This window comes from Streptomyces echinatus, from assembly GCF_014203595.1.
GTDB lineage: Bacteria > Actinomycetota > Actinomycetes > Streptomycetales > Streptomycetaceae > Streptomyces > Streptomyces echinatus.
Map to the genome: position 1 here is coordinate 503,167 of NZ_JACHJK010000005.1, position 22,574 is coordinate 525,740.

22 protein-coding genes and 1 pseudogene are annotated in these 22,574 nt (G+C 70.1%); 10 read left to right on the forward strand and 13 right to left on the reverse strand.

Annotated features, from left to right (window positions below; translation table 11 throughout):
- Positions 1-164: 164 nt before the first annotated feature.
- The 4 genes from FHS34_RS17540 (at position 165) to FHS34_RS17555 (ending at position 4,322) form a co-directional block, all read left to right on the forward strand.
- A complete protein-coding gene (locus FHS34_RS17540) occupies positions 165-1,304 on the forward strand; it encodes a 5-(carboxyamino)imidazole ribonucleotide synthase (RefSeq protein ID WP_184966232.1) in 1,140 nt (379 codons plus the stop codon).
- Positions 1,301-1,822 (forward strand): 5-(carboxyamino)imidazole ribonucleotide mutase, encoded by a 522-nt coding sequence (gene purE, locus FHS34_RS17545; protein ID WP_184966234.1) that lies wholly within the window; start codon positions 1,301-1,303, stop codon positions 1,820-1,822. Before FHS34_RS17540 ends, purE begins: the two co-directional genes overlap by 4 nt.
- A 5-nt stretch (positions 1,823-1,827) precedes the next feature.
- The gene (locus tag FHS34_RS17550; RefSeq protein WP_372478577.1) at positions 1,828-3,015 is read left to right on the forward strand and encodes a dipeptidase; all 1,188 of its coding nucleotides are present in this window, start codon (positions 1,828-1,830) and stop codon (positions 3,013-3,015) included.
- 170 nt (positions 3,016-3,185) lie between these two features.
- Positions 3,186-4,322: a dipeptidase gene (locus FHS34_RS17555; protein WP_184966238.1), complete on the forward strand. Its 1,137-nt coding sequence runs from the start codon at positions 3,186-3,188 to the stop codon at positions 4,320-4,322.
- A 48-nt stretch (positions 4,323-4,370) separates the two neighbouring features.
- Here the strand turns inward: FHS34_RS17555 and FHS34_RS17560 are convergent, their stop codons facing one another.
- Complete coding sequence (locus FHS34_RS17560; protein ID WP_184966240.1) at positions 4,371-4,760, reverse strand: VOC family protein; 390 nt, start codon at positions 4,758-4,760, stop codon at positions 4,371-4,373.
- Between the two features lie 33 nt (positions 4,761-4,793).
- Positions 4,794-5,153 (reverse strand): VOC family protein, encoded by a 360-nt coding sequence (locus FHS34_RS17565; protein ID WP_184966242.1) that lies wholly within the window; start codon positions 5,151-5,153, stop codon positions 4,794-4,796.
- An 83-nt stretch (positions 5,154-5,236) separates the two neighbouring features.
- Between FHS34_RS17565 and FHS34_RS17570 the strand changes: the two genes are divergently transcribed.
- Entirely contained in the window at positions 5,237-5,743 is a 507-nt protein-coding gene (locus tag FHS34_RS17570; RefSeq protein ID WP_184966244.1) for a CGNR zinc finger domain-containing protein, read from the forward strand.
- Between the two features lie 109 nt (positions 5,744-5,852).
- Here FHS34_RS17570 and FHS34_RS17575 read toward each other — a convergent pair whose 3' ends face one another.
- Positions 5,853-7,196: a UDP-glucose dehydrogenase family protein gene (locus tag FHS34_RS17575; protein ID WP_184966246.1), complete on the reverse strand. Its 1,344-nt coding sequence runs from the start codon at positions 7,194-7,196 to the stop codon at positions 5,853-5,855.
- Between the two features lie 180 nt (positions 7,197-7,376).
- Here FHS34_RS17575 and FHS34_RS17580 point away from each other — a divergent pair, with 180 nt between their 5' ends.
- Entirely contained in the window at positions 7,377-8,534 is a 1,158-nt protein-coding gene (locus FHS34_RS17580) for an acyl-CoA dehydrogenase (protein WP_184966248.1), read from the forward strand.
- A gap of 199 nt (positions 8,535-8,733) precedes the next feature.
- Here FHS34_RS17580 and FHS34_RS17585 read toward each other — a convergent pair whose 3' ends face one another.
- The gene (locus FHS34_RS17585) at positions 8,734-9,909 is read right to left on the reverse strand and encodes a tyrosine-type recombinase/integrase (RefSeq protein ID WP_184966250.1); all 1,176 of its coding nucleotides are present in this window, start codon (positions 9,907-9,909) and stop codon (positions 8,734-8,736) included.
- A 145-nt stretch (positions 9,910-10,054) separates the two neighbouring features.
- On the opposite strand from FHS34_RS17585, the gene FHS34_RS17590 reads away from it, so the two are divergent.
- Positions 10,055-10,606, forward strand: a complete 552-nt coding sequence (locus FHS34_RS17590; RefSeq protein ID WP_184966251.1) for a hypothetical protein — start codon at positions 10,055-10,057, stop codon at positions 10,604-10,606.
- A 13-nt stretch (positions 10,607-10,619) separates the two neighbouring features.
- Here the strand turns inward: FHS34_RS17590 and FHS34_RS17595 are convergent, their stop codons facing one another.
- The 4 genes and pseudogenes from FHS34_RS17595 to FHS34_RS17610 all read right to left on the reverse strand — a co-directional run bounded on the left by FHS34_RS17595 (position 10,620) and on the right by FHS34_RS17610 (position 12,055).
- Positions 10,620-11,102 carry a hypothetical protein gene (locus tag FHS34_RS17595; protein WP_184966253.1) on the reverse strand — a complete coding sequence of 161 codons (483 nt, stop codon included), beginning with the start codon at positions 11,100-11,102 and terminating at the stop codon, positions 10,620-10,622.
- Between the two features lie 83 nt (positions 11,103-11,185).
- Complete coding sequence (locus tag FHS34_RS17600; protein ID WP_225817504.1) at positions 11,186-11,359, reverse strand: hypothetical protein; 174 nt, start codon at positions 11,357-11,359, stop codon at positions 11,186-11,188.
- A pseudogene (locus FHS34_RS17605) lies at positions 11,356-11,880 on the reverse strand (DUF6879 family protein). The gene FHS34_RS17600 and the pseudogene FHS34_RS17605 overlap by 4 nt, the downstream one beginning before the upstream one ends.
- Positions 11,864-12,055, reverse strand: coding sequence for a hypothetical protein (locus FHS34_RS17610; RefSeq protein ID WP_184966255.1), 192 nt, complete (start codon positions 12,053-12,055; stop codon positions 11,864-11,866). Before FHS34_RS17610 ends, FHS34_RS17605 begins: the two are co-directional and overlap by 17 nt.
- Positions 12,056-12,281: 226 nt before the next feature.
- Between FHS34_RS17610 and FHS34_RS17615 the strand changes: the two genes are divergently transcribed.
- Positions 12,282-12,644, forward strand: a complete 363-nt coding sequence (locus FHS34_RS17615) for a four-helix bundle copper-binding protein (protein ID WP_184966257.1) — start codon at positions 12,282-12,284, stop codon at positions 12,642-12,644.
- Positions 12,645-12,712: 68 nt separating this feature from the next.
- On the opposite strand, the gene FHS34_RS17620 is transcribed toward FHS34_RS17615, so the two are convergent.
- Positions 12,713-14,029, reverse strand: coding sequence for an LCP family protein (locus FHS34_RS17620; protein WP_184966259.1), 1,317 nt, complete (start codon positions 14,027-14,029; stop codon positions 12,713-12,715).
- 92 nt (positions 14,030-14,121) lie between these two features.
- Here FHS34_RS17620 and FHS34_RS17625 point away from each other — a divergent pair, with 92 nt between their 5' ends.
- A complete protein-coding gene (locus FHS34_RS17625; protein WP_184966261.1) occupies positions 14,122-14,697 on the forward strand; it encodes an acyl-CoA thioesterase in 576 nt (191 codons plus the stop codon).
- Positions 14,698-14,874: 177 nt separating this feature from the next.
- On the opposite strand, the gene FHS34_RS17630 is transcribed toward FHS34_RS17625, so the two are convergent.
- Positions 14,875-16,365 (reverse strand): LCP family protein, encoded by a 1,491-nt coding sequence (locus FHS34_RS17630; protein ID WP_443732462.1) that lies wholly within the window; start codon positions 16,363-16,365, stop codon positions 14,875-14,877.
- Positions 16,366-16,493: 128 nt separating this feature from the next.
- Between FHS34_RS17630 and FHS34_RS17635 the strand changes: the two genes are divergently transcribed.
- The gene (locus FHS34_RS17635; protein WP_184966265.1) at positions 16,494-17,522 is read left to right on the forward strand and encodes a glycosyltransferase family 2 protein; all 1,029 of its coding nucleotides are present in this window, start codon (positions 16,494-16,496) and stop codon (positions 17,520-17,522) included.
- Positions 17,523-17,578: 56 nt separating this feature from the next.
- Here FHS34_RS17635 and FHS34_RS17640 read toward each other — a convergent pair whose 3' ends face one another.
- The 3 genes from FHS34_RS17640 to FHS34_RS17650 form a co-directional block, all read right to left on the reverse strand.
- Positions 17,579-19,225: an LCP family protein gene (locus FHS34_RS17640; protein WP_225817493.1), complete on the reverse strand. Its 1,647-nt coding sequence runs from the start codon at positions 19,223-19,225 to the stop codon at positions 17,579-17,581.
- Positions 19,226-19,307: 82 nt separating this feature from the next.
- Positions 19,308-21,089 (reverse strand): LCP family protein, encoded by a 1,782-nt coding sequence (locus FHS34_RS17645; RefSeq protein ID WP_184966267.1) that lies wholly within the window; start codon positions 21,087-21,089, stop codon positions 19,308-19,310.
- Positions 21,090-21,320: 231 nt separating this feature from the next.
- Positions 21,321-22,508 (reverse strand): LCP family protein, encoded by a 1,188-nt coding sequence (locus FHS34_RS17650; RefSeq protein WP_184966269.1) that lies wholly within the window; start codon positions 22,506-22,508, stop codon positions 21,321-21,323.
- Positions 22,509-22,574: the final 66 nt, after the last annotated feature.

A 22,574-nucleotide genomic window follows, 5' to 3' on the forward strand; every position in this document is an offset into this window, starting at 1 on the left:
GGTAGGTTTCGTCAACCCCGCCATGCTAGCCGTGCGGGGCCCCCGGTGCCTGTGGACTGGGCCACTGCCCGGAAACAGGACGGAAAGAGACGGGAAAGTACCGGGTAAGAGATCGGGAGAGGGACGCGATCCGGCCGCGCCCGCGTGGCCGATACGCTAGGGGTGTGACGTTCCCGGTAGTCGGCATGGTCGGCGGGGGGCAGCTCGCGCGTATGACGCACGAAGCGGGCATCCCGTTGGGCATCAGGTTCAAGCTTCTCAGTGACACCCCTCAGGATTCCGCGGCGCAGGTCGTCAGCGATGTCGTCATCGGCGACTATCGCGACCTGGACACGCTGCGCGAGTTCGCGCGCGGGTGCGATGTGATCACCTTCGATCACGAACATGTACCCACCGAGCACCTCAGGGCCTTGGAGGCGGACGGCATCCCCGTGCGCCCGGGGCCGGACGCGCTGGTGCACGCCCAGGACAAGGGCGTGATGCGCGCGAAGCTCGACGCGATCGGCATCCCGTGCCCACGGCACCGGATCGTCGCCGACCCGGCCGATGTCGCCGCCTTCGCGGAGGAGGGCGACGGCTTCCCGGTCGTGCTCAAGACGGTCCGGGGCGGCTACGACGGCAAGGGCGTGTGGGTCGTCGGCTCCGTCGAGGAGGCCGCCGAGCCGTTCAGGGCGGGCGTCCCGGTCCTCGCCGAGGAGAAGGTCGACTACGTCCGCGAGCTGGCCGCCAATGTCGTCCGCTCCCCGCACGGCCAGGCCGTCGCCTACCCGGTGGTGGAGTCGCAGCAGGTGGACGGCGTCTGCGACACCGTGATAGCTCCCGCGCCCGGCCTGGACGAGGACCTCGCCCTGCACGCCGAGCAGATGGCCCTGACCATCGCGGGGGAGCTGGGCGTCGTCGGACACCTCGCCGTCGAGCTGTTCCAGACCCGCGACGGCCGCGTCCTCGTCAACGAGCTGGCGATGCGCCCGCACAACTCGGGCCACTGGACCATGGACGGCGCGATCACCTCGCAGTTCGCCAACCACGTCCGCGCGGTCCTCGACCTGCCGCTGGGCGACCCGCGCCCGCGCGCCAGGTGGACCGTGATGGTCAACGTCCTGGGCGGCGACTACCCGGACATGTACTCCGCGTACTTGCACTGCATGGCCCGCGACCCCAAGCTCAAGATCCACATGTACGGCAAGGACGTGAAGCCCGGCCGCAAGGTCGGACACGTCAACACCTACGGCGACGACCTGGACGACGTGCTGGAGCGCGCCCGTCACGCAGCCGGCTACCTGAGAGGCACCATCACCGAATGAGCCCTGTTGTTGGCATCGTCATGGGGTCGGACTCCGACTGGCCCGTCATGGAAGCCGCGGCCAAGGCCCTGGACGAGTTCGAGATCGCCTACGAGGTCGACGTCGTCTCCGCGCACCGCATGCCCCGCGAGATGATCACGTACGGCGAGCAGGCGGCCGACCGCGGCCTGAAGGTGATCATCGCGGGCGCGGGCGGCGCCGCCCACCTGCCCGGCATGCTCGCCTCCGTCACCCCGCTGCCGGTCATCGGCGTGCCCGTGCCGCTGAAGTACCTCGACGGCATGGACTCGCTGATGTCGATCGTGCAGATGCCGGCTGGTGTCCCCGTCGCCACGGTCTCCGTCGCCGGTGCCCGCAACGCCGGTCTGCTCGCGGCCCGGATCCTCGCCACGCACGACGAGGAGCTGCTGCACAAGATGCGCGACTTCCAGCAGGATCTCAACGACCAGGCCACCGAGAAGGGCAAGCGGCTGCGCGCCAAGGCCGAGGGTGCCGGCGGCTTCGGCTTCGGGAAGTGACCGCAGTGGCCGCGCTGGACGAAGCACGCGCGCTGCTGCGCGAGTTCCCCGTGGTCGACGGGCACAACGACCTGCCCTGGGCGCTGCGCAAGCACGCCGGCTACGACCTGGACGCCCTGGACATCGCCGGCGACCAGCGTGAGCACCTGCACACCGACCTGCCGCGGCTGCGCGAGGGCGGGGTAGGCGCCCAGTACTGGTCGGTGTACGTCCCCGCCGAGCAGCCGGAGCCGGTCGCGGCCACGCTGGAGCAGATCGACTGCGTCCGGCGGATGCTGGACCGCTATCCGGCCCGTCTGGCGCCCGCGCTGACCGCCGCGGACATGGAGGCGGCGCGCCGGGACGGCCGTGTCGCCTCGCTGATGGGGGCCGAGGGCGGCCACTCCATCGCCAACTCGCTGGGCACCCTGCGCGGCCTGTACGCGCTCGGCGTGCGCTACATGACGCTCACCCACAACTCCAACGTGGACTGGGCCGACTCCGCGACCGACGAGCCGAACACGGGCGGCCTGTCCGCGTTCGGCCGCGAGGTCGTCCGGGAGATGAACCGCCTCGGCATGCTCGTCGACCTCTCGCACGTGGCGGCGACGACGATGCGGGACGCGCTGGACGCCGCCTCCGCCCCGGTGATCTTCTCCCACTCCTCCGCGCGTGCGGTGTGCGACCACCCGCGCAACGTCCCCGACGACGTCCTGGAGCGGCTGCCCGCCAACGGCGGTGTGGCGATGGTGACCTTCGTGCCGAAGTTCGTGCTCCAGGCGGCGGTGGAGTGGACCGCGGCGGCGGACGAGAACATGCGCGCCCACGGCCTGCACCACCTGGACACCAGCCCCGAGGCCATGAAGATCCACCGGGCCTTCGAGGAGCGCAGCCCGCGCCCGGTCGCCACGGTGTCGACGGTGGCCGACCACCTGGACCACATGCGCGAGGTGGCCGGCATCGACCACCTGGGCATAGGCGGCGACTACGACGGCACCGCGTTCACCCCGGACGGCCTCAACGACGTCTCCGGTTACCCGAACCTCCTCGCCGAGCTGCTGGACCGCGGCTGGTCCAAGGCCGACCTGGCCAAGCTGACCTGGCAGAACGCGGTGCGCGTGCTGGGCGCGGCGGAGGACGTGGCCCGGGACCTGCGGGCCACGCGGGCCCCGTCCCTCGCCACCATCGAGTCGCTGGACGGCACGAGGGGCTGATCCCCGCGGCGGGGGCGGGCGGCGCGGCCGGCCGCCCCCGCCGTGCGTACCCCCGAACGCCCCACCCACCAGGAGGTTCCGCCCGCTCCGTGCGAGCGTGTCCGTACGCCAGCCACAGCACGCCGCCGCTCACGACCGACGTAGCCCAGGACGACGTACGGAGCCCCGCCATGGCCGACCTGCAGGACGACATCCCCACCACGACCGAGGTCGGCGAGGACGACATCCTGCCGGACGCCCCGCCCGCCGTCGCGGTGCCGCTCGAACCCGGGCGTCCCCGTCCGGAGCAGCCGGACGCCGAACTGCTGGCGCAGGCGCACACCCTGCTCGCGGAGCACCCCGTCGCCGACGGTTACAGCGGTCTGCCCTGGGCCCTGCGCCACCTGTCCTGGTACGACCTGCAGCTGGGCGAGGCCGCCGTCGACACGGACGTCCCCCGGCTGCGCGAGGGGCATGTCGGCGCGCTGTTCTGGTCGCTGCACCTGCCCGAGGGGCGGGGCGGCGAAAGCCCGGTGGAGGCGGCGCTCGAGCAGCTGGACCTGGTGCGCACGGTCATCGAGGCGCACCCGGAGGGGCTGCGGCTGGTGCGCACCGCCGGTCAGATCATCGACGCCCGCAACTGCGGCCGGGTCGCCGTGGTGCTGGGGCCCGCGCCCGGCGCCGTGGTGGCGGACTCCCTCGGCATCCTGCGCATCCTGCGGGACCTCGGTCTGCGCGTCCTCACCCTCGCGGGCACGGTCTGGGCGGGCGCGTCCGGGCTGACCCGGTTCGGGGAGGAGGTCGTGCGCGAGATGAACCGGCTCGGGGTGCTCGCCGATGTCTCCGGCGCCTCCCCGGCCACCGCCGAGCGGACCCTCGCCCTGTCCAAGACCCCGGTGCTGTGCTCCCGCTCGGCCGCCCGGGCCCTGCGCCCGCACCCGGCCAACCTGCCCGACGAACTGCTCGTCGCCCTGGGCGAGGCCAAGGGCCTGTGCATGGTGCCGCTGACCGCCGAGCAGACCGGCCCGACCGTCCCGGACGTCGCCGACCATCTCGACCATGTCCGTGACGTGGCCGGCCCCGAGTGCGTCGGCCTGTCCGGCACCTACGACTCCGGGGTCGTCCACCCCCGTGACCTCGCCGACGCCTCCCGCTATCCGCACCTGATCGCCGAGCTGCTGCGGCGCGGCTGGTCCGGGACCGAGCTGTCCCTGCTGACCTGGGGCAATGTGCAGCGGGTGCTGCGCAGCGCGGACTTCACGGCCCGCGCCGCACAGCACCGCCGGGACACGTCGACGGCCCGGATCGGCGACCTGGGCACTCCCTAGCGGCGACCGGGCTCCCCGGAGGCGGCCCGGACGCGGCCTATGAAGGCGTCACGGCTCGATCCGGCACAGGCAGAAGGGGTGCCCGGCCGGGTCGGCGTACACCTGGAAGTCCTTCTTCTCCCGGTCCTCCAGGTCCAGCGGACGGGCGCCGAGCGCGAGCACCCGTTCGTGCGCCGCGTCGACATCCGCCCAGGCCGGGCCGGCGTCGAAGTCGAGATGGAACTGCTGGCCGTTGTGGTCCGCGCGCGGCCACTCCGGCGGGGTGTGCCCCTCGGCCCGCTGGAACGCCAGCCGCGGCCCGTCCGGGACCTGCAGGACCACCCAGTCGTCGTCCTCGGCCCGCGGGGTGCCCCCGGCCACCGCCGCGTAGAAGGCGGCCAGTGCGTGCGGGTCGGGACAGTCGAGCACGACGGAACGGAATCGGGCCACGGACGCCATGGTGTGTCTCCTGTTCTCGTTTCAGCTTCTCGTTCAGCAGGCGCAGAGACAGAACGGGTGCCCAGCGGGGTCGGCGTAGACACGGAAGGTCCGGGACCGGTCCTCGGTGTCCAGCGGCCGGGCGCCCAGCTCCAGCACCCCCTTCTCGGCCGTGTCCAGGTCCTCCACCGCCAGGTCCAGGTGGAACTGCTGGGAGCGGTCCGCAGCGGGCCACTCGGGCGGCACGAACCCGGACGCCCGCTGGAAGGCCAGGGACGGCCCGCCGGGCACCTTCAGATCCACCCAGTCCCCGTCCCCCTCCACCGTGCCGCCCAGCACGGCGGCGTAGAAGCCGGCCAGCGCACGGGGATCGGGACAGTCCAGCACCACGACGTCGAGCTTGGCAAGAGCCATGACTACCTCCTGGTGTTACCTATAGACATGAGTTACCGGTAACGGTTACTGCATGCTCGCGCACAAGAGGTAACGTCGCAAGCATGAGCGAGAGATCGGCAGCTCCGGGCGGCCTGGCCCTGGTCGAGTCGCTGGTGAACACCCTGGACATCGAGACGGGCGCCGACCTGCTGGACACACCGGAGGGCCGCGACCGCCTCGGCGTCACGGAGGCGGGGCTCGCCGAGGCCCGGGAACTGCGCGAGGCGCTGCGGGCCGCACTGCTCGCCCACGCCGGCCATCCGCCGCACCGCACCGTGACCCCGCTGGGCACGCTGCTGGCACGGGCACCCCTGTACGTCACCGTCGACGACCACGACGGCTCGGCCCGCCTCGCCGCCGCCGACACGGGCCCGCTGCCCTCCCGGATCGCCGCAGCGGTCGCCGAGGCGCTGGTCGCCGGCACCTGGACCAGGCTCAAGGCGTGCCAGGCCGAGACCTGCCACTGGGCGTACTACGACCGCAGCCCCGCCGGCCGCGGGCGCTGGTGCTCGATGCAGGTGTGCGGGGCCCGCGCGAAGATGCGCCGGTACCGGGCGAAGGAGCAGTGAACCGCACGACGTTCAGCGGCCACGTATGTGTCCCGTGGGGCAGAATGCGGGAAGACGCCGGTTCGGCCGACTGAGCCTCGGCCGAACCGGCGTCACCTCTCGCGTGTCGTCAGGCGGTCGGCCGGCCCATCGCGCGGTACGTCCAGCCGGCCCGCCGCCACAGCTCCGAGTCCAGGGCGTTGCGGCCGTCCAGCAGCAGCCGGGCCGCGGCGGCCTCGCCGAGCGCCGCCGGGTCCAGCTCGCGGAACTCCTGCCACTCGGTCAGGTGCAGCACGACGTCGGCGCCCCGGACGGCCGCCTCCGCGGAGTCGGCGTAGCCCAGGGTCGGGAAGACCTTGCGGGCATTGTCCATGCCCTTCGGGTCGTACACGGTCACCTGACCGCCCTGGAGGTGGATCTGGCCGGCCACGTTCAGCGCGGGCGAGTCACGGACGTCGTCCGAGTCCGGCTTGAAGGTGGCGCCGAGCACCGCCACCCGCTTGCCGAGGAACGACCCGCCGCCGAGCGCCTCCCGGGTCATCTCCACCATCTGGCCCCGCCGGCGCATGTTGATCGAGTCGATCTCACGCAGGAAGGTCAGCGCCTGGTCGGCGCCCAGCTCACCCGCGCGGGCCATGAACGCCCGGATGTCCTTGGGCAGACAGCCGCCCCCGAAGCCGATCCCGGCACGCAGGAACTTGCGGCCGATCCGGTCGTCGTGCCCGATGGCCTCCGCGAGCTTCGCCACGTCACCGCCGGCGGCCTCGCACACCTCCGCCATGGCGTTGATGAAGGAGATCTTCGTCGCGAGGAAGGAGTTCGCGGCCGTCTTCACCAGCTCGGCCGTCGGGAAGTCCGTGACGACGAACGGGGCACCCTCCTCCGTCGGCGTCGCGTACACCTCGCGCAGCAGCTTCTCCGCCCGCTCGCTGCGCACTCCGACCACGATCCGGTCCGGGTGCAGGGTGTCCCGCACGGCGTAGCCCTCGCGCAGGAACTCCGGGTTCCAGGCCAGCTCGGCGTCGGCGCCCGCCGGCGCGTGCTCGGCGAGGTAGGCGGCCAGCCGGTCGGCGGAGCCCACCGGCACGGTCGACTTGCCGACCACCAGGGCCGGACCGTGCAGATGCGGGGCGAGAGAGGCGATGGCGGCGTCGACGTACGACATGTCGCAGGCGTACTCGCCGTGCTTCTGGGGGGTGTTCACGCACACGAAGTGCACATCGCCGAAGGCGCCGACCTCGGCCCAGTCCGTGGTGAACCGCAGCCGCCCGGTGGAGCCCTCGATCCCGGCCACGTGCCTGCGCAGCAGCTCCTCCAGGCCCGGCTCGTACATCGGGGTCTCGCCGCGCTCCAGCATGGCGATCTTCTCGGGCACGACGTCCAGGCCCAGCACCTCGAAGCCCAGCTCGGCGAGGGCCGCGGCGTGCGTGGCGCCGAGATAGCCGGTGCCGATCACGGTGATCTTCAGGCTCATGGGTGCGCTCCAGATCGGGTACGTCGGTGATGCGGAGCCGAGCATAGTCGGGCCTCCCACCGGGCAATTTCCCCGCTGTCGCGTAGCTCACGTAGGCGCGCCGCGAGCCGCCCTCTAAAATTTGAGTTACTTAACGGTAATTAGCGTCAGTATCACTGCGTCTTTGGAGCGTGAGAGACCGTGGCCGGATCGGCTGACTTCGACCTGTACCGCCCGTCCGAGGAGCACGACATGCTCCGGGACGCCGTCCGTTCCCTGGTCGAGGCGAAGATCGCGCCGTTCGCCGCGGCGGTGGACGAGGAGGCCCGCTTCCCCCAGGAGGCCCTCGACGCCCTCGTAGCCAACGACCTGCACGCCGTGCACGTCCCCGAGGAGTACGGCGGCGCCGGCGCCGACGCGCTCGCCACCGTCATCGTGATCGAGGAGGTGGCCCGCGCTTGCGTCTCCTCCTCCCTCATCCCCGCCGTGAACAAGCTCGGCTCGCTCCCGGTGATCCTCTCCGGCTCCGAGGAGCTGAAGAAGAAGTACCTGGGCCCGCTGGCCAAGGGTGACGGCATGTTCTCGTACTGCCTCTCCGAGCCGGAGGCGGGCTCCGACGCGGCCGGCATGAAGACCAAGGCCGTCCGCGACGGCGACCACTGGATCCTCAACGGCGTGAAGCGCTGGATCACCAACGCGGGCGTCTCCGAGTACTACACGGTGATGGCCGTCACCGACCCCTCCAAGCGCTCCAAGGGCATCTCCGCCTTCGTCGTCGAGAAGTCCGACGAGGGCGTCTCCTTCGGCGCCCCGGAGAAGAAGCTCGGCATCAAGGGCTCCCCGACCCGCGAGGTCTACTTCGACAACGTCCGCATCCCCGCCGACCGCATGATCGGCGAGGAGGGCACCGGCTTCGCCACGGCGATGAAGACCCTCGACCACACCCGCATCACCATCGCCGCGCAGGCGCTCGGTGTCGCCCAGGGCGCCCTCGACTACGCCAAGGGCTACGTCCAGGAGCGCAAGCAGTTCGGCAAGCCGATCGCCGACTTCCAGGGCATCCAGTTCATGCTCGCCGACATGGCCATGAAGATCGCCGCCGCCCGCGCCCTGACCTACCAGGCCGCGGCCGCCTCCGAGCGCGGCGACAGCGACCTCACCTTCCAGGGCGCGGCCGCCAAGTGCTTCGCCTCGGACGTCGCCATGGAGGTCACCACCGACGCCGTCCAGTTGCTCGGCGGCTACGGCTACACCCGCGACTACCCGGTGGAGCGCATGATGCGCGACGCCAAGATCACCCAGATTTATGAGGGCACGAACCAAGTTCAGCGGATCGTGATGGCGAGGAACCTCCCCTAGCAGGGTTTTTGCAGGTCAGAAGCTGTTTCGAACGTCCGGAGGGACCTGCTCGGCTTTCTGCCCGTTGCGGCCCGATCAGGGCCGTTCCTGGGCGTCATGCTGGGGGAATCCTGGGCGGAAGCCGGACTGCAAACAGCCACTGACCTCCACAAACAACACAGCCCCCGGCGCGACGCCGGGGGCTGTTGTCGTACGCGTATCAGGCGACCTCTGATGCCTCGGTCGGGTCGTCGGCGCCGGGCGTCAACATCGTCGCGATGGCGGTCCGACCGCGCTGCTCGGCCCCTTCGAAGATGTAGTGGTAGTGCTCCCTCAGCACGTCCGTACTGCTGTGGCCCATCCAGTCGGCCACATCGTTCTCGGGGACTCCGGCGTACAGCAGCCGCGACCCGTAGTAGTGCCGGAGTGAGTGCGCCTTGCAGTACTTCACCTGTCCCTTGCCCAGAGCCTCCATCCAGATCTTCGGGTAGAAGTACGACGCGTAGAGGTAGCCAGTCCGCGTCACGTTGGGGAAGAGAAGCCGCTCAGGCCCCCATACGCCTTGGTTCTTGATGTGCCGCCGAAGCTCGAAGGCGACGTTCGGCGGGAGGGGGACGGTACGCCCTGGCTCGCCTTCGTCACGAGCCTTGATGTGCCGACGCTGGATCGCGCTGTTCTTCCCCGACTCGGTGTCCCCGTCCTCCGCAATCTGGAAGTCGACCCGAAGCGTCTCGGCCTTGAAGTCGATCTGATCGCGGGACACCGCCATGGCCTCACCCAGCCGCAGGCCGCACCCGGCCATGAGCCACAGCATCGCGCGGTATCGCGGAGGAGCGGCATCCAGCATCGCCAGAACTTCCCTCGTCGTGAGTCGCCTTGCGGTGCTCTTCTGCTCCCGGATCTCCTTGGCGCGGCTGCCCGCGCCCTTGACCTTCTTGCACGGGTTCCGGCCGATGATCTCGTTGACGACAGCCCAGTCCATCATCCCGGAGAAGAACGAGAACCGCTGACGGCGTGTGCGGGCGGAAAGCTTCCGGTCCTGCTCCATCCACAAGAGCCACTGCTCAACGTCTGCGACCTTCAGGGACACGATGGAACGGGCCTTGAAGAACGGCTCAATGGTCGTGTTGAGGATGGACCGGTACTGCTTCTTGGTGCTGTTCTCCAGCTTCCTTTGATTGGTCCACTGCTCCCACACGGCCGTCACGGGCTGCTTGCCCAAGCGGTCGTCCAGGTAGGTGCCGGCGTCGAGTTCCTGCTCCTTGCGCTTGCGCTGGTCGTCAGCCCGCTTCTTGGTCTCGAACGTCTTCTGTCGCTGCTTGCCGTCCGGGTCGTACCAGAACGTCGTCCACTTCTTCGGGTCGTCCTTTGACCGCGCGACCCATGCCCTTGCCACTGAAGCGGCCCCCTCCTGCTGCTTCCGACGTACGGGCCCGCCCCGCCGTCGCGCCGGTCACTCCCCGGCGTTTCAAGTTTGCGCACTGACCACCCTGGGTTGTCAACACAGGGTGGAACACCCTGGGTGTGCTAACTTGAGTGATATGGAAGCGGATGGCAGCGGGTTCGAGATCACTCAGAAGCAAGGCGCCTGGGTGGTCCACATGTGGTGGCCCGTAGGGCCGATCAGCGGAGGGCCGCAGCGGATCACCATCGAGCCGGCCGAAGATGCCCCTGCTCGTGAGGTGGCGCGGGGCATCTCGACCACTGTCCTGCGGAGGCTCGACGTGGTCGCCGCGTTGGAATTGGCCAAGCAGGCTCCCGAAGCTCAGCGGACGTTGGAGGAACTGTCAGGGAAGGTGAATGAGATGGGAGAGGCGGCGGGGCTCGCCCTGGAGGGCGAGGGCGTCTCAGAGCGGTACTTGACCTTGCTTGTAGCCACGTACACCGTCATGGCGGATTTTGGGGCTCCTGCGCCCATTCCATGGCTGGCCCGGCTCATCGGCCGCCGACCTGAGACGGTGAAGGATCACCTGAAGCGGGCGAGAAGGGACGGCTTCCTGACCACAGTTGCCGGTAAGGCGGGTGGAGAGTTGACGGACAAGGTCAAAGCCATACTTGAGGAAATGACTGAAGCAGGTAGCCAAGGCGGCTGAACTACCTAGCACTTCATACGCATGAGCCCCCGAGGGTCTTCGGGGGCTTTCTGGTTTCTTGGAGGACGGATGGCGCTAGCCGCCGCAACACCACCAAGGATGAGGGTCGTTCGAGGTAGAAGCCGAACGACACATCAGACCCAGACCCGAGCCGCTCGGCAGCGGAGTCGACCAGCCGGGCCAGACGGGTGGTGTCACGGTCCCTCTCGGCAGCGAACCGGTGCACGTACGCGGCCAAGCGGGTCCCGATCCAGGCCGCCGCTTCCTCAGCCTCATCCCACGTGTCGCAGATCAGAGAGCCGGGCTTGAGCAGCCAGAACGCCGTCTCCAACGGGGGGAGGTCAACGGTCCGGAATTCGGCCGCCACTTCCCGGTGGCGCTGGATCAGCTCCGGCCTGCTCCCGGCCGGGGGCGGCTCAGGGTGCGGGGGCCGCCGCAGAGCCTCGTTGTCGAAGCGCTCTTTCGGGCCGGTCCACAGGTAGCCGTGGTGGTGCACCAGTCGTTCCCGTTTCGAGAGTAGCCGGCCGAGCCGGACCCGAGGACGGGGATGAATCCGGCCCGGCCGCCGGTAGAAAGGGATCAGACGTTCAGGCCGAAGCGCGCCGGGTCGATGCCGGCCGCGCCCAGTTCCTCCGTCGTGAACCGCGCCGGCTGCGCCTCCGGCTGCTTGCTGTCACCGAGGGCCCAGGCGTCGTCCTTGCCGGATGCCACGCGCAGCGCCCGCAGCGCGGCTCCGAGCTGTGCCCTGTTCACGCCTTGTACTTGGCCCACCATTCGGTGAACGGCTCCGCGTGCGCGAGTGCCGCGTCGCGGTACCGACTGAACTCCACTGCTCTCTCCTGCGGTAGAACTTCCGACCCCACGTACTTCCCGCTTCCGTCGTAATTCATCACGGCCGCGGATTCGGAGTCGAAGAGCCAGAAGTCCGGAACTCCCGCCAAGGGGTTGGGTTTGTCGGTGACGTCGAGGATGAAGAACTCTTCACCCCCGGTCGCGTTCCTCCGGTACCCCCAGCCGAGTTCGAACCTGAGATAGTCCGTGAGTGGACGGGAGAGGATGTGGACCCGGTATACCCGCTTCCCCTACGCCGTGTGCGAGCGTAGTTCTTCGACCCATCCCGCGTTATGGACGTCCGGCTGTGGATCCCCGGCCAGGAATGCCTGGTAGGCGTCGACGCTTCCGGATTTGCTGTAGTCGTCCAGGGTCTCCAGCCGGAATGCCTCGCGCTCGAACGCGTCGAAGAGGTCGCCGAGAGTCCTAGATGAGGTTGTCACGGATGGCCTTCTGGATCAGTTCCACCGGCGTCTCGACCAGGGTTTCGTGCGCGGGAATCCGAAGCCCGTGGTCGGTCGGCGTCTCACCCTGTACCAGGAGCGTGCCGCGATCCGTCGCGTAGATCGTCGGGCAGTCCTTGATGTCGCACGTGCTGACCAGCTTGGTGACCTTCATGGTCCGGGTTCGCCTCTCCCAAGCCGCTGCCAGTGCCCCGCATCGAGATCGATACTCCCGAGGCCTGGGCGTACCGGTCAAGCGGTCATGGTTGACGGAACGGGAAACCGCGTGACCTGTCCCGGTGCACCTCCCGACCGGTCGGTCACATGCGGGGGCGGGCGGTGGGACGTAGGACGGAAGCACACGGAGCCCGTCCCGGGCCCCCCGCCTCCGAGGAGGAGCCATGACCCAGTCGCAGATGATGCCCGCCCTCACCCAGCAGATGCAGGACTGCATCGAAGCCTGCATGAGCTGCCACAGCATGTGCGAGGAGACCATGAGCTCCTGCATGCAGAAGGGCGGCCAGCAGCAGATGCAGATCATGCGCGCGCTGATGGACTGCTCCGAGACGACCCGCATGTGCGCCGACATGATGATGCGCCGCTCGCCCATGTCCGCCGAGATGTGCGCGCTCTGCGCCAAGGTGTGCGACATGTGCGCCGAGGCGTGTATGGCCATGCCGGACGACCAGCAGATGATGCGCTGCGCGGAGGCGTGTCGCCGCTGCGCGGACACCTGTCGGGCGATGGCGGGCGCCAACATGTGAGCCTGCCCCGGCCGGAACGGACAAGGGCACCCGCGCGGGTGCCCTTGATCCTCCTGCGACGGCCGGTGTCAGTTGCCGGAGACCGTCACCTTCTCGTCGTTGTTCAGCTGGTCCACCAGGGTTTTCACCTTCGTCTTGTCCCAGACGAGGTTTCCGCCGGTGGAGCCGGAGATCGGCATGTTCATCGAGGTGCCGTCACCGCTGTTGACGCCCTTCATCGCCCAGAACATCGAGGCCAGGTCCCACAGGGACATGTCCTTGTCGACGATCAGCGAGTCCAGGCCCGCGCCCATGACCGGGTAGAACTTGAACGGGTTGAGGAGCGTCGACGGCGTCGCCACCTGGTGGGCCAGCGCGGCCAGGAACTTCTGCTGGTTCTTGGTGCGCTGCAGGTCGGACGCGGCGAACGCGTGCCGGGTGCGGACGAAGGCGAGGGCCTGCTGGCCGTTCAGGGTCTGCTTGCCGGACTTGAAGTCGGCGCCCGACCACTTGTCCTTGAAGCCCTTGTCGATGTCGATGTCCACACCGCCGACCGCGTCCACGATGTTCGCGAAGCCCTGGAAGCCGATCTCCACGTAGTGGTCGATGTGCAGGCCGGTGTTGGACTCGATCGCGCGGACCAGCAGCGTCGGCCCGTCCTCGGCGTAGGTCGCGTTCAGCTTCGCGTGCCGGCCCTGCGCCGGGTAGACCTTCCCGGACGTCGAGCCCTGGTACGACGGGACCACCACGTCCGAGTCGCGCGGCAGCGAGATCAGCGTGTCGCCGTTGTCACCCACGTGCAGGATCATCATCGAGTCCGTGCGCTTGCCCGGGGCGCCACCGGTGTGCAGCTTCTTCTCGTCGTCCTTGGACATGCCCTCACGGCTGTCCGAGCCGACGATCAGGTAGTTCGTGCCGTCGCCCGCCTCCGGCCGGTCGATGACCTTGGACAGGTCCACCTCGCGGCGCAGCTTGGAGTCGGCCCAGAAGTAGGTCGCGACCGATGTGACGACCAGCACGGTCGCCACGGTGATCGCGGTCCACTTGATCCGGCGCCGCCAGTTCGGCGCGGGGCGCGGGCCGCGGCCGGGCGTGCCCGTCGGGTCGTCCGGGCCCCGGCCGCCGGGGCTGCCGTAGACCTGGCCGGTGTTGTAACCGCTGTCGTAGTCGCCGTAGCCGTCGTGTCCCCGGCCGTCGACGTACGACGGCTGCTGCGGCACGCCGGCCCCGTGCGGCGGCGCCGCCGGGCCGGGGTCGCCGTACGCCGAGCGCGGTCCGGGCGGTACCGCCGGGCCGCGCTGCACCTGACGCATCACGCGGGCCCCCTCCGGCTGTGCGCCGGCACTGCCGCGTCCGTAGCGCGGGCCGCGGTTGTTGTCGGACCATCCCTCGGGCCAGTCATTCATGCGCCCCAGTGTGCCGGGAGGCGCGGTGTGCTCCACAAGGCTTGTCGGAAAATCAGGGCGGCGCTGTTGCGAAGACGACACAAATTCCGCGAATGAGCCCTCGGCATAAGGTGGAGGCCATGACAGACCAGGCCACGGAAGTGGAACCGGACATCCCGGGCAAGTTCACGTCCGCTTCGCGCACCACCCTCAGCCACATCATGACCCACAACGACACCAACCTGCTGGGGACGGTGCACGGCGGGGTGATCATGAAGCTGGTCGACGACGCGGCGGGCGCGGTGGCCGGCCGGCACTCCGGCGGTCCCGCCGTCACCGCCTCCATGGACGAGATGGCGTTCCTGGAACCGGTCCGCGTCGGTGACCTGGTCCATGTGAAGGCACAGGTGAACTGGACCGGCCGGACCTCCATGGAGGTCGGCGTGCGCGTCCTCGCCGAGCGCTGGAACGAGTCGGCCCCGCCCACCCAGGTCGGCTCGGCCTATCTGGTCTTCGCGGCCGTGGACGCCGACGGCAAGCCGCGCCGGGTGCCGCCGGTGATACCGGAGACCGAGCGCGACCGGCGCCGCTGCCAGGAGGCGCAGATCCGCCGCACCCACCGCCTGGCCCGCCGCCGGGCGATCCGCGAGCTGCGCGAGAAGAGGGCGGCCGAAGGCTTCGAGGACTGAGAGCCCCGAAGGAGCGCCGGCCCGCGCGTCCGCGGTCCCGCACCCCCGTCGCCTGCGTCGCCCCCGCGGCACCGCCGCGCCGCCCCGGCCCCCGACGTCGGACCGACTACAGCCGAGCCGGACCGACGGCGGCGGCGGACCGGCGGCGGTGTGCCCGTGGGCCGTGCGGGGGCGCGGTCAGCAGGTCACCTCGTTGCCGCGCACCACGCTCTGCTGCGGCTGGGCCGGGTCGTCGAAGCGCACCTTGCGGACATTCCTGAAGTCGGCACCGGCGGTCACCTTCAGCAGCGGCCCCTGGCCCGGTGCCGGGTGCAGCTCGCTGCCCGGCAGGGCCGCGGCCAGGGAGCGGGCGGAACGGTCCCAGCGGGGGTCGTAGGCGATCACCGTGTGCGGCACATGGGCGGGGGCGGTCACCGGCTGGTGGGTGGTGGCGAAGCCGGTCGCCGCGAGCGCCGCGTCGACCCGCTTGGCCAGCCCGACCGTGCCGGTGCCGTTCGCCACCTGGACCCGGATGCTGTCCGGGGCCACCTCCACCGGCACCGGAGCCGGACCCCGGCCCCGGCGCGGGCGGTCCGCGGTGAGCGGTTTGTCGTCACGCAGCGCCCCGAACAGCCGGTCCGCCTTCGCCTGGTCCCACCGCAGGGTCGAGCCGATGCCCTTGACCTGGTAGTTCAGCTGCCCGATGGGCACGGTGGTGAACTCGGAGGCGGACGGCGAGAAGCTCCGCATCGCGCGCCCGAGGTCGAGCAGCTCGTCCGTACCGAACCCGGCGTCGGCGCGGACCGAGCCGAGCACCGCCCGGGTGACGTCCCGGAACCGCATCGGGTTGAGCAGGACCCCGGAGGAGGTCGCCTTCTCGATCAGCGCGGCCAGGAAACCCTGCTGCCGCTTCATCCGGCCGAGGTCGCTGGCGCCGTCGACGTGCCGGGCGCGCACGTACTGCAGGGCCTGCCCGCCCTGGAGGGTGTGCGTGCCGGCCGCGAGGTCGAGCCCGGTGTACCGGTCCTTCAGCGGTGTCGGCGTGCAGACCTTGACCCCGCCGAGCACGTCCACGGTCTTCATGAAGCTGGTGAAGTCGACCTCCAGATAGTGGTCGATCTTCACATGGGTCATGTTCTCGACCGTGCGGATGGTCAGCTGGGGGCCGCCCTCGGCGTAGGCCGCGTTGAGCTTGACCGGGTGCGGGCCGTGCCGCTGCCCCGAGTTCTGGTCGATGTGCGAGGGCATCTCGGCGTAGGAGTCGCGCGGCAGGCTCACCACGGTGGCCCGCTCCCGGTCCTCCGAGATGTGCACGATCATCATGGTGTCGGTGCAGTGGCAGGGCTGTCCGCCCAGCCGGAAGGTGCGCCGGTCCTGCTCGCTGACCTTGTCCCGGCCGTCCGTGCCGACCAGCAGGACGTTCATGCCGTGGCCGGCCTGGGGCCGGTTCTTCATGTCCTTGAAGGCGTCGATCCGGGCGATGCCCGCGTCCAGGCTGCTGACGACCGCGTGCCCGATCCCGGCGGAGGCGAGCACCACGACCGACAGGGTGGTGACCGCCCGCATGGCCCAGCGTGGTCGCCGTGGCGGCCGGACGGAGCGCACGGGCCGCTCGGGCGGGTGCGGTACGCGGCGGGGCGGCTGCTGGCGGCGCCGCGGGGGCGCCGGGGACCGGGGCGGGCTGGGCAAGGGATGCACCTCCGGACGAGGCCGTACGCGGGATCCGGAAGCACAGTAGGCCGATACGATCTCCAGCCCGCGCCGCAGGCCCGGCGGCGCGCATCCGTGTCCCCCGTTCGCGGTAACGTGAGGCCCCTATGAACGCCAAGCCCGACGTGCGGCTCCCCGCAGTGTCCGTGATCATGCCCGTCCTGAACGAGGAGCGGCATCTGCGCGGTGCCGTCCAAGCGATCCTCGCGCAGGAGTACGCCGGCGAGATGGAGGTCGTGATCGCCCTCGGTCCGTCCACGGACCGCACGGACGAGATCGCCGCCGAGCTGGTACGTGAAGACCCGCGCGTGCACACCGTCCCCAACCCGACCGGCCGTACGCCCGCGGCGCTGAACGCGGCGATCAAGGCCTCCCGGCACCCGGTCGTGGTCCGCGTCGACGGCCACGGCATGCTCTCGCCGAACTACATCGAGACCGCGGTCCGCCTCCTGGAGGAGACCGGCGCGCAGAACGTCGGCGGCATCATGCACGCCGAGGGCGAGAACGACTGGGAGCACGCGGTCGCCGCCGCCATGACCTCCAGGATCGGCGTGGGCAACGCGGCCTTCCACACCGGCGGCGAGGCCGCTCCCGCCGAGACCGTCTACCTCGGCGTCTTCCGCCGCGAGGCGCTGGAGCAGCAGGGCGGCTACAACGAGGAGTTCATCCGCGCCCAGGACTGGGAGCTGAACTTCCGTATCCGCGAGGCGGGCGGGCTCATCTGGTTCTCGCCCGAGCTGAAGGTGTCGTACCGGCCGCGGCCGTCCGTGCGCGCGCTGGCCAAGCAGTACAAGGACTACGGCCGCTGGCGGCACGTCGTCGCCCGCTACCACTCCGGCTCCATCAACCTGCGCTACCTCGCCCCGCCGACGGCGGTGTGCGCGATAGCCGCCGGCCTGGTCGTCGGCGCGGCGCTGACCCCGTGGGCCCTCCTGATCCCCGGCGGCTACCTGGCCGCGATCGTCGCGGGCTCGGTCCCGGCCGGCAGGGGGCTGCCCCCGAAGGCCCGGCTGCAGATCCCGGTGGCCCTCGCCACCATGCACATGTCCTGGGGATGGGGCTTCCTGACCAGCCCGAAGTCTCTGGCGAGGAAGGTCATCGCCTCCCGGCGGCCCGCGGTCCTCGACACCGTCTGAGCCATGGCCGAGGGGCCCCTCCCACCGGGAGGGGCCCCTCGTCGCCGTTCAGCGGGCTACCACTGGTAGACGCTGTACACGTCCATGCACTTCGTCGTGTCCGAGCCGTTGACGGCGTCGGAGTTGGCGGGCAGGTCGCCGGCCTTCGGCTTGGACTGCTTCGGGTACGACGTGCCCTCGCGCCAGTCCGCGCCGACGACGACCGTGACCCCGGAGACGCCGGTGGACTTCTGCACCGCACTCATCGGGATCCCCAGCGCCTTGGCCACGGCCTGGGCGTCGCCCTCCAGGTCCGCGCTCGGGTAGCGCACGACCGTCTTGTCCTCGGCCAGGCTCCCCGAGGTGTCGGCCTGCGCCCGGGCGTAGCCCTTCTGCACGAGCACCTGGCCGATCGCCGACGCCCGCTGCTGCACCGCGGCCTCGGTGGAGGTCCGGGTGGCGTTCTGCACCAGCACTCCGAGCCGGGCCGCGTCGAGCGAGGGCGTCTTGGCCGGCTTGTCCTTGCTCGCGGCCTTCCCCGACTCCGACTTCCCGCCGTTCTTGTCGAACGCCACGTCGTCCTGCAGCATCTGCCACATCTTGTGGGCGTTGGCCTCGTCCGGCAGGACGTGGTTCTCGTTGTCCGGGTCCTTCACGTTGGGCATGGTCACCGAGGTGATGCGGTCCGACGGCACGGACTTCAGCTGCATGCCCAGGTCGTAGAGCTTCTTGACGGTGCCGATCTCCTCCGACACCTTCAGCGACTTGGTGGCCGCCTCGGCCAGGTCCATCAGCCGGCCGGTGTCGGTGAACACGTTCTGCTTCTTCAGCGTACGGATCATCGAGTTCAGGTACATGTGCTGGGCGCGGGCCCGCATCAGGTCGTCGCCCCAGGCGTGCCGGGTGCGCAGCCACTGCAGGGCCTGCTTGCCCTTCACCTTGTGCGTGCCGGCCCTCATCTTCAGTCCGGACCCGCCGGACACCTGCGGGGTCGGGTGGTCCCAGACGTTCTGCTTCACACAGACGTCGACACCCCCGATGGCGTCCGCCATCCGCACCACGCCCGCGAAGTCGATCGTCATCCAGTGGTCGATGTAGACCCCGGTGAGGTTCTCCCAGGTGAGCAGCGTGCAGCCGGCGCCGCCGCGGGCCAGGGTGACGTTGATGATGTCGTTCGTCGGCGGGTAGACCTTGCCGGTCTCGGGGTCCGTGCACTCGGGGATGTCCACCCGGGTGTCGCGCGGGATGCTGACCATGGAGGCGCTCTCGCGGTCCGCGGAGAGGTGGATGAGCATCTGCACGTCCGCGAGCGGCGGATCGCCGGCATGGCTCCTGTTGCCGCCGAGCTTCAGGTTCTCCGCGGAGTTCCGGCTGTCGGAGCCGATCAGCAGGATGTTCAGCGGGGTCTCGCCGTCCGCGTTCGGCGCGGTGCGGTGCGCCTTGGAGTCGTCGCCGTTGGCCCGCGCGCCCTTGCGGATGTTGCCGTTGAGATGCTGGTAGTAGGCATACCCGGCGCCCGCGGTGCCGAGTATCACCACCGCCAGCACGATCGCCGACCAGCGCAGCACGCGCCGTCTGCGCCGTCTCCGGTCGGTCTGCGCGCGGCCCGGCGGCCGCCCGCCTCCGTGCCGTCCGGAACGCGCCGGCATGTCCGAGGCCTTCGGCTTGAGCGACATCGTGTCCTCGACCGCCGGAGCCTCCCCGCGCACCTCGCTCTGCGCCAAACCCCCTGCCCTCCCCACCCTCGCGCCAAGCAACGGGCCCGCCCCGCGTCCGGTTAGACGCACGACGGGCCCCTTGGGTTACCTACGATGCGCACTTAACCTTGTCGGCCGTCGACTTCTCGACGCTCGGCGCCTTGGTCGGCGGTGTGAGGGACACCCCGGCTCCCTTGAAGTCCTTGCCCAGGGTCAGCGTCATCGCCGGCAGCCCCTGGGCGTTGGTGACGCTCTTGCCCGGCTTCATCGCGGCCCCGGACAACCCCATGATCGCGGCCAGCCGGCGGGCCTGGGCCGCCTGGTCGGGCGCGTACTCCAGCGTGGTCCTGGTCAGCTCGGCCGGGGCGTTGCCGTCGTTCTCCGACTTGCTCACGCCCTGGTTGTTCTGCAGCCAGCTGAGCACCGCCTGGGCGCTTCCCGTCTCGGCCCCGCCGTTGAGGATGCGCACCCGCACCTCGGAGGCGGGCGCCTTGGTGCCCTTGAGCCGGGCCGCCTGGGCGTCCTTCTTCGCCTTCTGCTGCTTCTTCACGTCGGTGAAGGAGACGTCGTTCTGGATGGCCTCGAAGACCTGCGGGGCCAGGGCCGGGTCGACGATCACCGTCTTGTGTACGACGCCGTCCGCCGGGTTGTCCTTGACCGGCACCGTCGTGAAGGCCAGGTTCTTCGGGTTGAGCTTGCCCAGCTCCAGTCCCAGGTCCTTCAGCTTGCCGATGCTGTCCAGCTTGTCGTCGACGGTCAGCGCCTTGGTGCCGGCCTCCGCCAGCTTCAGCATCTTCGTCGGGCTGGTGAGGGTGGCGTTGCCCTTCAGCTTGCGCATCAGCGCGCCCAGGAACTGCTGCTGGAGCCCGATGCGGCTCAGGTCGCCGCCGAAGCCGACGGAGTGCCGGGTGCGTACGAACGCCAGCGCCTGCTCACCGGAGATCTTGTGGGTGCCCTTGGACAGCTTCAGATGCGAGTCGGGGTCGTCGATGTCCTTGGCCAGGCAGACGTCGACGCCGTCGACCGCCTCGGTCAGCGTCTTGACCGCGTTGAAGTCGGCGACCATGAAGTCGTCCGGCTTGATCCCGGTCAGCTCGGTCACCGTGCGCATGGTGCAGCTCGGCGTCCGGCCGTCCTGCCCGAGGCTCGTGTTGAAGCGGACGCCCTGCGTGCCCGCGATGACCTTCTCGCTGCCGTCCTCCTGCTGGGTCGGGCAGTCCGGGACGTCCACGATCATGTCGCGCGGGATGCTCAGGGCGGTGGCGTTGGACCGGTCCTTGGAGACGTGCAGCAGGATCGTGGTGTCGGCGTGACCGACGCTGCCCGCGTCGCCGTAGCCCTCGTTGCCCTTGCCGGTGCGCTTGTCCGTGCCGATCAGCAGGATGTTGATCGCCTCGTCCTTGCGGAAGCCGCCGGTGCCGGCGCCGTCGTCGGACACGGACGTGATGTTGTCGTTCAGGTGCTTTATGTAGAGGTAGCCGGCGGCCGTCACGGCGACCAGCACGAAGGCCATGGACCCGCCGGTCCACAGCAGCACCTTCTTCGTCCGCGACTTCTTCTTCACCGGCCGCCGGGACGCACGCCGTCCCTGCGGTGCCTCCGGCTCGGCGCCCCGGCGCCGGGCCGAGCGCGGCGGCGGCACGTCGGCGCCGCGCGCCCGGGGTGTCTGCTGGTTCTCACCGGCCGGCTGCCGGGTCTCCCCGGACTTCTGCCGCGCACGGCCGCCCGCCGCACCGCCCCCGTCCCCGGGGGACGGTCTGCGCGGTCCCGGTACCGGCGGTTGCGCTGCGGAAGGGCTCAGTCGCAGTTCGTATTCGCCGGTGTTCGGATTGAGCACCCACTGGTCTGCGGGATCGATGTTGTCCGCCCGCCCACGGCCTTGCGCGTCCACGGTTGTCCGAATCCTCCGTCGGGGCCACGCGGCGCCTTCCCCCTCCAAGGCGCTCGGGTCTCGGTGAATCGGTGCACGACCCCAGGACGGACCTCGTGGTCAGGAGCACCGGATCGCTCACACTATCCGCCCAGTTCAGCGTCGAGCGACGCCGGTGACAAATTCCCTCTGCCTACAACCGGGCAATCCCCCTCATTTTCTGAACGGAAGTTCGCCGACTTGGTGCGCGCCTTACTCACAGGTGTGTTCGGAGGCGGTGTACCCGGGGAACGTCGGGGCGGGCGAAGGGCCGTCCTGGCCGCCCGCACCTGTGTCCTCCCCGGGAACTTTCTGTGAAGTCTCCGGGGCCACGGCCACCGGCTGGTCGGCCCGGAGCCGGGCGAACAGCTTCTCGGCCTCCGGCTCCACGAGTTGATCACGGTTGGCGTTGTAGACGTACGACTCCCTCGGGACCGTCAGGAACCGCACGCGTTCCGTGGGGATGTCGCGCAGCCCGCGCACCAACTGGTACAAGCCACGCAGACTGGCCAGTTCCGGGTCGGTGGTCAGGGCGGAGGTCGCCGCGTCCAGCAGCGGATACAGCTTCACCGGGTTCAGCAGCACGTCGCTGCTCTGCACCTTGTTGACGAGCGCGCCGAGGAACCGCTGCTGCCGTCCCATCCGTTCGGTGTCGCTGCCGTTCCCGAGCGACTTGCGGGCCCGCACGTAGCCGAGCGCCTGCTCCCCGTCCAGCGTGACCCTGCCCGCCGGCAGCCGCAGCTTCGCCGCCTTGTCGTCCACGGGTTCCTTCAGGCACACCTCGACGCCGTCGACGGCGTCCACCATCTCCTTGAACCCGCTGAAGTCGACGACCATGTGGTGGTCGATCCGGATGTCCGTGAGCTTCTCGACGGTCCGGATCGTGCACGCCGAACCCCCGACCTGGAAGGCGTGGTTGAACATCGCGAACACCGGGTCGCTGCGCCTGCCGTCCTCCTGCCGGCAGGAGGGGACGTCCACCATCAGGTCCCGGGGGATCGAGACGGCGGTGGCGCTCTCCCGGTCGGCGGCCAGGTGCAGCAGGATCGTGGTGTCCGACCGCTGGCCGACGACGTCCTTGCCGTACTGGCGGTTGCCGTCCCCGGCCCGGGTGTCGGACCCGATCAGCAGGATGTTCAGCGCGCCCCGCACCAGTGCGGTGGGCCGTTCCCGCTCGTACCGGGCGAGCTCGGCGGCGGCGGCCTCGTCGGCGGTGATGTTGGCGCTGAGCTTGGCGTAGACGGCCCAGCCGGCGCCGCCCGTCACGACCAGGACCGCGGCCGCCCCCAGCGCGGAGTTCCGCAGCCAGCGCCGCCGCCGGCGTCGTATCAGCCCGTCCCCTGTGGCGGAGGCTCCCGTCCGGGAGCCGTGACCGACGGGCTTGCCTGCGGTGTCGGTCACGGTGGAGCCATCCCCTCATGGCGTACGAGCGTCGCGTCCTGCACTTACGACGATGGCGGGGGAGGA

What these genes read in the sequence shown, in the direction of transcription:
- FHS34_RS17625 (WP_184966261.1), top strand. Translation starts at nt 14,122, where the DNA reads ATGAGCCCTCGGCATAAGGTGGAGGCCATGACAGACCAGGCCACGGAA.
- FHS34_RS17620 (WP_184966259.1), bottom strand. Translation starts at nt 14,029, where the DNA reads ATGAATGACTGGCCCGAGGGATGGTCCGACAACAACCGCGGCCCGCGC.
- FHS34_RS17590 (WP_184966251.1), top strand. Translation starts at nt 10,055, where the DNA reads ATGGAAGCGGATGGCAGCGGGTTCGAGATCACTCAGAAGCAAGGCGCC.
- FHS34_RS17565 (WP_184966242.1), bottom strand. Translation starts at nt 5,153, where the DNA reads ATGGCTCTTGCCAAGCTCGACGTCGTGGTGCTGGACTGTCCCGATCCC.
- FHS34_RS17575 (WP_184966246.1), bottom strand. Translation starts at nt 7,196, where the DNA reads ATGAGCCTGAAGATCACCGTGATCGGCACCGGCTATCTCGGCGCCACG.
- purE (WP_184966234.1), top strand. Translation starts at nt 1,301, where the DNA reads ATGAGCCCTGTTGTTGGCATCGTCATGGGGTCGGACTCCGACTGGCCC.
- FHS34_RS17635 (WP_184966265.1), top strand. Translation starts at nt 16,494, where the DNA reads ATGAACGCCAAGCCCGACGTGCGGCTCCCCGCAGTGTCCGTGATCATG.
- FHS34_RS17570 (WP_184966244.1), top strand. Translation starts at nt 5,237, where the DNA reads ATGAGCGAGAGATCGGCAGCTCCGGGCGGCCTGGCCCTGGTCGAGTCG.
- FHS34_RS17555 (WP_184966238.1), top strand. Translation starts at nt 3,186, where the DNA reads ATGGCCGACCTGCAGGACGACATCCCCACCACGACCGAGGTCGGCGAG.
- FHS34_RS17615 (WP_184966257.1), top strand. Translation starts at nt 12,282, where the DNA reads ATGACCCAGTCGCAGATGATGCCCGCCCTCACCCAGCAGATGCAGGAC.
- FHS34_RS17610 (WP_184966255.1), bottom strand. Translation starts at nt 12,055, where the DNA reads ATGAAGGTCACCAAGCTGGTCAGCACGTGCGACATCAAGGACTGCCCG.
- FHS34_RS17560 (WP_184966240.1), bottom strand. Translation starts at nt 4,760, where the DNA reads ATGGCGTCCGTGGCCCGATTCCGTTCCGTCGTGCTCGACTGTCCCGAC.